Source organism: Nonomuraea sp. K271 (assembly GCF_009908215.1).
In the GTDB taxonomy this organism is placed as follows: domain Bacteria; phylum Actinomycetota; class Actinomycetes; order Streptosporangiales; family Streptosporangiaceae; genus Nonomuraea; species Nonomuraea longispora.
The window spans coordinates 1-8,713 of sequence record NZ_JAAAHR010000258.1; the positions used below are offsets into that span (position 1 = coordinate 1).

The 8,713-nt window shown below is 73.0% G+C and carries 6 protein-coding genes; 5 read left to right on the forward strand and 1 reads right to left on the reverse strand.

Annotated elements, in window-relative coordinates; translation table 11 throughout:
* The coding region (locus GUY59_RS44555; protein ID WP_201762091.1) for a hypothetical protein at nucleotides 1-1,701 on the forward strand (1,701 nt) is incomplete at its 5' end.
* A gap of 21 nt (nucleotides 1,702-1,722) precedes the next feature.
* On the opposite strand, the gene GUY59_RS44560 is transcribed toward GUY59_RS44555, so the two are convergent.
* The gene (locus tag GUY59_RS44560) at nucleotides 1,723-2,913 is read right to left on the reverse strand and encodes a cytochrome P450 (protein ID WP_442939091.1); all 1,191 of its coding nucleotides are present in this window, start codon (nucleotides 2,911-2,913) and stop codon (nucleotides 1,723-1,725) included.
* 106 nt (nucleotides 2,914-3,019) lie between these two features.
* Between GUY59_RS44560 and GUY59_RS44565 the strand changes: the two genes are divergently transcribed.
* The 4 genes from GUY59_RS44565 to GUY59_RS51580 form a co-directional block, all read left to right on the forward strand.
* Entirely contained in the window at nucleotides 3,020-6,427 is a 3,408-nt protein-coding gene (locus tag GUY59_RS44565; protein ID WP_252375237.1) for a phosphodiester glycosidase family protein, read from the forward strand.
* 130 nt (nucleotides 6,428-6,557) lie between these two features.
* Nucleotides 6,558-7,439 carry a thiamine pyrophosphate-dependent dehydrogenase E1 component subunit alpha gene (locus tag GUY59_RS44570; protein WP_138208252.1) on the forward strand — a complete coding sequence of 294 codons (882 nt, stop codon included), beginning with the start codon at nucleotides 6,558-6,560 and terminating at the stop codon, nucleotides 7,437-7,439.
* On the forward strand, nucleotides 7,436-8,542 hold the full coding sequence (locus GUY59_RS44575; protein WP_138208253.1) for an alpha-ketoacid dehydrogenase subunit beta: 1,107 nt from the start codon (nucleotides 7,436-7,438) through the stop codon (nucleotides 8,540-8,542). The genes GUY59_RS44570 and GUY59_RS44575 overlap by 4 nt, the downstream gene beginning before the upstream one ends.
* Nucleotides 8,535-8,713, forward strand: a 179-nt coding sequence (locus tag GUY59_RS51580) for a lipoyl domain-containing protein (RefSeq protein WP_201762092.1), incomplete at its 3' end; no start/stop codon positions are given. The genes GUY59_RS44575 and GUY59_RS51580, both read left to right, overlap by 8 nt.

Here is an 8,713-nt window from a genome sequence, read left to right on the forward strand (position 1 = left end):
GCCCAGGGTCCTGCCGAAGACCCCGGCGACGGGTCCGGGGGCGATGTGGCGGACGATCTCGAAGGCGGTTCGGGCGGGGAGCGTGGGGCCGCGCGTGAGCGGTTGCTGCTGGAGCGGGCGCGGTTGTGGCACGGCGGCGCTCCGGTGTGGCGGCTGCGGGTCGTGCACGTCGGCTTCGCGATCGCCTCGATCGGGCTGGCCGTGGCCGCCCCGTTCGCGGGCACCCCGCTGGGGCTCTCGCTCACCTGGGCGAACGCGGGTGTCGAGCTCGCCGCCGCCGTGCTGGTGGTGCTGCCGTGGACCGGCCGGCGGCTGGACCCGCGCTCCGGCGCGCGCGAGCCCGCCTGGCTCAGGGTCGCGTGCCACACGCTGCGGGTGGCCGCGCCGCTGGTCTTCGTGGTCACGTTCTGGGCGGCGATGGGCGGGCTGCCGCAGAGCGCGGAGGGGCTCATGCTGCCCGGAGTGGGCGCGGGGCAGGTCCAGTTCGCGCTCATGCTGGGGCTCGGGGCGTTCATCCTGGCCGCAACCTGGGTGCTGGCCCGCATGGACGGCCCGTGCCGCGACCCGCTCGACCGGCCGGCGATGGGCGGGCTCGCCGCGTGGTTCATGCTGATGGTGGCCGCGGGCTCCGCGAACGTGCTGGCGCTCGGCGTGCCGTTCTGGACCGCCACGTTCTTCGGCGTCCCCGGCACCCCGGACGAGCCGGGGCCGCTCGGGAGGAAACTCTTCATCGACGATCCGGTCTGGTGGACGGCCGCCCTGGTGCCGCTGCTGGCGGTGGCGTTCGGCGGGGTGGCGGTGGCCCTCTGGCTGATCCGCCGCGCCGAAACGCGCAGGCTGGCGCCCGAGCTGACGGAACACTACGGGGAGCCCGGCGGACCCGCGGTCGCGCGCAAGTGGGCGCTGGCCGCGCTCACCGACCGGGCCGGGCTGGTGCTGGGCGTCCTCACCGGCATCGGGGTGGCCGGGTTCGCCGTGGTGACCGTGATCAGCCAGCTACGTCTGTACACACCGACGGCGGGGTTCGCGGGTCTGCTCGCCTCGATCGGGAGCTGGGCCACGGCGGCGACCGTCGTCGGCCTGGCGCTGCTGGGCCGCCGCACGTACGGCAGCTCACGGCTGCGCAGAACGGTCGGGATCGTCTGGGACGTGTCCACCTTCTGGCCCAGGGCCATCCACCCGCTGGCCCCTCCCTGCTACACCGAGCGGGTCATGCCCGAGCTGATGGCCCGGGTCGGCCGGCTGGCCGCGACCGACCGTGACACCGTGGTGCTGTCCGGGCACAGCCAGGGCAGCGTCATCGCGGCCGCGCTGGTCCTGCAGCTCGATCCCGTCATGCGCGGGCGCGTCAGGCTGCTCACCCACGGCTCGCCGCTGCGCCGCCTGTACGCCCCCTTCTTCCCCGCCTACTTCGGCGGCGACGGCCTGCCTGCCGTGCGTGAGGCGGTCGCCTGGCGCAACCTGTACCGGCTGAGCGACCCCATCGGCGGCCCCGCGTTCCGCCGCGTCGACCCCCTGGCCGCCGAACCCGGCCGCGGCAACACGGTCGACCGGTTCTGCTGGGACCCGCTCCGGCCCGCGCCCGGCGACCCGCTGCCGGAGGCGCGCTGGCACTCGGGTTACTGGCTCGACCCGCCCTACCACGACGAGCTGGCCAGACTGATCACCCCGAGCCTGCCGCCCGACCGCACGGTCCGGTAGGGGCCGGGGAGGTGACGCGGCTCACCAGGTCAGGACGAGTTCCTCGGGGGCGCGGTGGATCAGGGTGGCGGCCATGGTGACGTCGTCGCCGGCGAGGCGGATCCCGGGCAGCTCGCGTACGAGCAGTTCCAGCGTGACCCGCAGTTGCTCGCGGGCCAGCAGCGCGCCGGGGCAGCCGTGCACGCCGTGCCCGAACGACAGGTGACGCGCCGGCTCCCGCGCGATGTCGAAGACGTCCGGCTCGGTGAACACGGTCTCGTCGCGCCCCGCCGAGGCGAACGACACGAACACCGTGTCGCCTTCGCCCAGCTCCGTGCCGCTCAGCGTGAGCGGCCTGGTGACCCGGCGGCGGAAGCCCTGCACCGGCGCCTCGAACCTGGCCGCCTCCTCGATCGCCGCCGGGATCAGCTCGGGCCGCGCGCACAGCAGCTCCCACTGGCGGCGGTCGCGCAGCAGGTGGTGCACGGCGGTGCCGAGCAGCGCGGTGGTGGTCAGGTGGCCGGCCAGCATGAGGTTCTGGGTGTTGGAGACGATCTCGTCGCGCTGCCGGCCGGTCGGTTCGCCGGGGCCGGGGGCCAGGCCGCGGACCAGCTCTCCGGTGAGGTTCTCCTGGTCGCGCGCACGGGCGGCGTGCGCGACGAGCCGGTGCCGCAGCGCGGCGACCTCGCGGGCGGCGGCGATCTGCTCGTCCTCCGGCATGGCGGTGAAGATCAGGTTCTCGGCGCGGTCGCCCGCCCGGACGGCGGCGGGCACGTCGGCGGGGTCGAGTCCGAGCAGGTGGCCGATGACCGTGGCGGGCAGCGGCCGGGCGTAGCCGCCCATCCACTCCACCCGGCCCTCCGCCGCGAACGACCTGACCAGCTCGGCCGCGGTGGCCTGGATGAACGGTCGTGCGGCGGCGACCTTGGCGGCCGACAGGCCACGGGTGAGCGGCCTGCGGTAACGCTGGTGCGCCTCGCCGTCCGAGCTGACCACCACGGGGGCGTTGCCGGGCGCGGCGGCCAGCTCGGCGAACGCGAGCCGGCTCGGCGTCACGTCGCCGCGGAAGGCGCCCTGGGAGGAGAAGTCGGCCGGCCGGCTCAGCACCTCGCGCACGTCCGCGTGCCTGGTCACGAGCCAGGCGTCCAGCTCGCCGGAGTACGTCAGCCCCGAGGTGGCGCGGGCGCGGGCGTAGACGGGATACGGGTCACGGTAGAAGGCCTCTCGATCCACACGTTCCATCGTGGTGGGCGGCGCGCGAGGCCCACAAGATCTGAAATTTTCTTTTGGTTCATGCGTAAGCCTTGAAAGTTATAACCATGAACGATTGAGTTCGGTCGTGCAGACCCTCAGATTGCTGGCCGCCGCCGCGCTCGTGTTAGCCCCCGTGGCCCTGAGCGTGCCCGCGCAGGCCGATCCCGCACCCCCCGCAGAGGACGCTCCCCAGGCGTCGTCCTACCCGCCGCCGTCCACGCTGATCACCAAGGCCGCCGAAGGACGGCAGCGGCTGGAGACGACCAAGAGGACCCGGCCGGTCGCGCCGGGCATCTCGCTCACCTCGTTCGACACCTACGACCCGCTCGGCTGGCTGCGCGCCGACGCGATCGCCGCAGACCTCGGCGGAGCCAAGGCGGACTACGTGTTCTCCGGCGAGGTGTCCAAGACCGAGCCGCTGTCCGGTCCCGCCAGGCGTTCCCACGCCGTCGCGGCCGTCAACGGCGACTTCTTCGACATCAACAACTCCGGCGCCGCCCAGGGCATCGGCGTCCAGGACGGCACGCTCGTCCAGTCGCCCGTCGCCGGGCACGAGAACGCGGTCGCGATCACCGGCGAGGGCGTCGGACGCGTGCTCAAGATGTACTTCGAGGGCACCGCCACGCCCGACGGCGGCTCGCCGATCACGCTCACCCAGTTCAACCAGATCGTGCAGGACGGCGGCGTGGGCCTCTTCACGCCGCTGTGGGGCTCCTACAACCGCGCCCGCGCCGTCGAGGGCGCCACGTCCGTCGCCGAGGTCGTCATGAAGGACGGCGTCGTCACCGAGGTACGCACCTCCGCGGGCACCGGCCCGATCCCGGCGGGCACCTCGGTCCTGCTCGGCCGCGACGCCGGAGCAGAGGCGCTGTCCGCGCTGGAGCAGGGCGACCGGGTCGACGTGAAGTACCAGCCCAAGGCCTCGGACGGCAGTACGGTCAAGGCGGCCGTCGGCGGCAACTGGGTGCTGGTCAAGGACGGCGCCGCGCAGAACTCCACCGACACCAGCGCCCACCCGCGCACCGCCGTCGGGTTCTCGGCCGACGGCAGAAAGATGTACCTGCTGACCGTGGACGGCCGCCAGGCCGACAGCCGCGGCGTCACGCTCAACGAGCTCGCGGCCATGATGGTCGAGCTGGGCGCGGCCAACGCGCTCAACCTCGACGGCGGCGGCTCCTCCACCATGCTCGCCCGCGAGCCCGGCTCGGCCGACGTGCAGGTGGAGAACAGCCCGTCCGACGGCGGCGAGCGGCACGTCCCCAACGGCCTCGCGCTCTACGCGCCCGAGGGCAGCGGCAAGCTGAAGGGCTTCTGGCTGGAGACCGCGAGCGACCCCGCCAGGGCGCCCGGCGTCGCGCCCGTCGCCGGTGGCCGCCCCGACCGGGTCTTCCCCGGCCTCACCAGGCGCCTGACCGCCGCCGGGTACGACGAGACGTACGGCCCCGCCAAGGGTGAGCCCTCCTGGCGGGCGAAGCCCGCCGTGCACGGCATCGTCCGCGACGGCAGGTTCCACGCCCTCGTGCCCGGCCAGACCACCGTCACCGCCTCCCGCGGCCGCGCCGAGGGCAGCATCGAGCTGACCGTCCTGCAGCCCCTCCAGCGGCTCGGCACCACCGCTGACCGGCTCAGCATCGCCGGAGCGGACGGCGTGGCCACGTTCGGCGTGGTCGGTTACGACCGCAACGGCAACTCCGCGCCCATCGAGCCCGCCGACCTCAAGCTCGACTACGACAAGAGCCTGTTCGAGGTGAGCGCCGCCGAGCACGGGGCCTTCACCGTCAAAGCGAAGAAGGGCTCGGGAGCGGGGCTGATCACCGCCAAGGTCGGCAAGCTCACCACCGCCGTGCCCGTCACCGTGGGCTTCGACGAGAAACCGGTCGCCGACTTCGAGGACGCGGGCTCGTGGACGTTCGCCGCCGCCCGCGCCACCGGCTCGCTGGAGGCCGCGCCCGGGCACGACGGCGGCGGGCTCAAACTGTCGTACGACTTCTCGACCTCGACCGCCACCCGGGCCGCGTACGCCAGCCCACCGCAGCCGATCGAGGTGGAGGGGCAGGCGCAGGCGTTCGGGCTCTGGATCCACTCCAGCGGCAAGGGGGAGTGGCCGAGCCTCGAGTTCTACGACGCGCAGGGGCAGTCGCAGGTCCTGCGCGGGCCGTACATGACGTGGACCGGCTGGAAGTACGTCGAGTTCGCCGTGCCGCCCGGCGTCGACCACCCGCTGCGGCTGCGGCGCTTCTACGTGGCCGAGACCAAGGCCGACGTGCAGTACACCAACGAGATCATGATCGACGGCCTGGTCGCCAAGGTGCCGCCGCCGGTCGACGCGCCGCCCGCGCCCAAGGTCGCCGACCCGGTCGTCAGGACCGAGGTGGCGAAGATGCCGTGGCGGTTCGCGGTCATGTCGGACGCGCAGTTCGTGGCCAGGGAGCCGGACAGCGACCTCGTCAGGAACGCCCGCCGCACGCTGCGCGAGATCAAGGCGGCCAAGCCGGACTTCCTGGTCATCAACGGTGACCTGGTGGACGAGGCGTCGCCGGAGGACTTCGCGCTGGCCAAACGCATTCTCGACGAGGAACTGGGCGGGAAGCTGAAATATCACTACATCCCCGGCAACCATGAGGTCATGGGCGGCGCGATCGACAACTTCAAGGCCGCGTTCGGCGACACGTACACGACCTTCGACCACAAGGGCACCCGCTTCATCACCCTGGACACCTCCCGCCTGAACCTGCGAGGCGGCGGCTTCGAGCAGGTGGCCATGCTGAGGTCCGAGCTGGACAAGGCGGCGAAGGACTCCTCGATCGGATCGGTCACCGTGCTGTTCCACGTCCCGCCGCGCGACCCCACGCCGGGCAAGGGCAGCCAGCTCGGCGACAGGAAGGAGGCGGCGCTCGTGGAGGGCTGGCTGGCCGACTTCCAGCGCACCACCGGCAAGGGCGCCGCCTACATCGGGGCGCACGTGGGGACGTTCCACGCCGCTCACGTGGACGCGGTGCCGTACTTCATCAACGGCAACTCCGGCAAGAACCCCGCCACCGCGCCCGAGGACGGCGGGTTCACCGGCTGGTCGCTCTGGGGCGTCGACCCCGTCACGCCGGCCGAGGCCGAGCATGTCAGGCGCAACTGGTTCGCCGACGCGCCCGGCTGGATCGGCACCCAGGTGCGCCCCCACGTGGACGAGCTCACGCTGACCGTCCCCGCCACCGTCGCCGTCGGCGCGGACGCCGAGGTGAGCGCCGCCGTCGAGCAGGACGACACGACGGTGCCCGCCGCCTACCCCGTCTCGGTGGCGTGGTCGGGTTCGCCCAACCTGCACGTCGGCAGCCGCAGGACGGCCAAACCCTGGCACGTCGCCGTGCTCGACCCCGGCAAGGGCACGCTCACGGCGCTGCGCCAGGGGAAGGTGACGGTCGCCGTCACCGTCAACGGCGTCACCGAGCAGGCGTCGGTGAGCGCCACAGCCAGGGGCGGCGCCAAGGCGGCCGCCTGACCTCCGCCTGAAGCTCGGGCCGCGCCGCGCGATCGAGGCGCGGCGCGGCCCGAGCGGCATCCCCGTCCTGGACGCGAGATGCGGGCGTTGTATAGCCTTTCAGGAGGTTTTCCTGGTGCTCGAGGAGCCAATGGACAGACTCTCTGACGACGACCTGGCGCTGCTGCTCCTGATCCGCTCCTTCGAGCTGAAACTCCTCGACCTGTTCGAGCGGGGCGAACTCAACGGCACCACCCACACCTGCCTCGGCCAGGAGTACGTCCCCGTCTCCCTGCGCCCGCTGCTGCGCGAGCCCGACTGGGTGTTCAGCAACCACCGGGGACACGGCCACTACCTGGCCAGGTTCGGCGACCCCGAAGGGCTGCTCGCCGAGATCATGGGCAGGAAGGGCGCCGTCTGCGAGGGCGTCGGCGGCAGCCAGCACCTGCGTCGGGGCCGCTACCTGTCGACCGGGGTGCAGGGCCAGAGCCTCCCGGTCGCCGCCGGCGTGGCACTGCGGCTCAAGCGTAACGAGCCGGGCGCGCTGGCGTGCGTCCACATCGGGGACGGCACGTGGGGCGAGGGTTCCGTGTACGAGGCCCTGAACCTGGCGCAACTGTGGCGCCTGCCGCTGCTCGTCGTGGTCGAGCACAACGGCATCGCGCAGTCCACGCCCACGGCCCTCCAGATGGCGGGCACCATCGAGGACCGGGCGCGGGCGTTCGGCATCGCTCATCACCACGTGGACGTCTTCGACCTGTCCCGCATCCGGGCCGGGCTGGCGCCCCTGATCGACTCCCTCCGCGCCGACCCGCGGCCCCTGATCGTCGAGTTCGCCACCCACCGCCTCGGTCCCCACAGCAAGGGCGACGACACCCGCCCGCCAGGCTTCCCCCGCACCGACTGGTACGCCGCCTACCAGGCCGCGCACCCAGCCCAGTCGGCGAGGATCGAGGCGGAGGCGCGGGCCCGCGTCGACGAGATCGCCGCCGACGTGTCCGCCCGCCCGCCGGCGACCTGGACGACGGCGTGAGCCCGGCCGAGCCTCCCGGCCGTCCCGGCTCCGGCGTTCCGCCGGGCGCGGCCCGCGGCGGCGACCGGGTGGGCGAGGACCTCAACCGCGCACTCCACGGCCTCCTGGACGACGACCCCTCCGTGTACGTCCTCGGCGAGGACCTGCTCGACCCCTACGGGGGCGCCTTCAGGATCACCAAGGGCCTGTCGACCCGTTTCCCCGACCGCGTCCTGACCACCCCGCTCAGCGAGGGGACCATCGTCGGGGCGGCCTCCGGGCTGGCACTCGCGGGCGGCAAGGCGATCGCCGAGATCATGTTCGCCGACTTCGCCGCGCTCGCCTTCGACCAGATCCTCAACTTCGCCAGCAAGTCCGTCACCATGTACGGTGCCCGCGTCCCCGTGCCGCTGGTCATCCGCTGCCCCTCGGGAGGCCACCGAGGTTACGGCCCCACGCACAGCCAGAGCCCGCAGAAACACTTCATCGGCATCCCCGGCCTGTCACTGTTCGAGATGTCGCCGTTCCACGACAACCGGGCCGTGCTCGACCGCATGCTGGCCCTGCGCGAGCCGTGCCTGTTCTTCGAGGACAAGGTGCTCTACACACGGCGCATGTACCCGCCTGGGGTTGCGGAGGAGCTGTTCCGATGGGATCTGGCGGGCGACGTCGCGGTGGTGCGCCTGGACCCGGGCCCCGCGCCGGCCGGCGACCCCTCAGGCTGCCTGGACGTCCCATCCGGCGACCTCGACTACGTCGTGATCGTCCCCGGAGGGCTGGCGCACCGGGCGCTGGCGGCCATGCGAGCCCTGCTGCTCGGCCACGACCTGGCCGGCGTGCTCCTGGTCCCCTCCCGGCTCTACCCCTTCGACCCGGCGCCCCTCCTCGACCTGCTCGGGCGGGCGCCGCTGATCTGCGTCGCGGAGGACGGCAGCGCGGGCGGCACCTGGGGCGGCCACGTCGCCGCCGACCTGCACACACGGCTCTGGGGGCGGCTCCGGCGGCCGGTCAAGCTGGTCAGCTCGGCCGACAGCGTCATCCCCACGGCCGCCCACCTGGAACGGGACGTGCTGGTGCAGGACGATACGATCCTACGCGCCGTACGGGAAGGGCTCGATGGCTGAGATCCGGGTGCCCAAGCTCAACACGAACGACTCCGCGTACGTGCTGGCCGCCTGGCTCGTGCGGGACGGGGAGCCGGTGCGGGCGGGCCAGGCGGTGGCGGAGGTGGAGACGTCGAAGACGGTGGAGGAGCTGGTCAGCGAGCACGACGGCGTCCTGACTCACCTGGCGCC

Coding starts and splice junctions, on each gene's coding strand:
- GUY59_RS44570 (WP_138208252.1), top strand. CDS start 6,558: ATGGACAGACTCTCTGACGACGACCTGGCGCTGCTGCTCCTGATCCGC.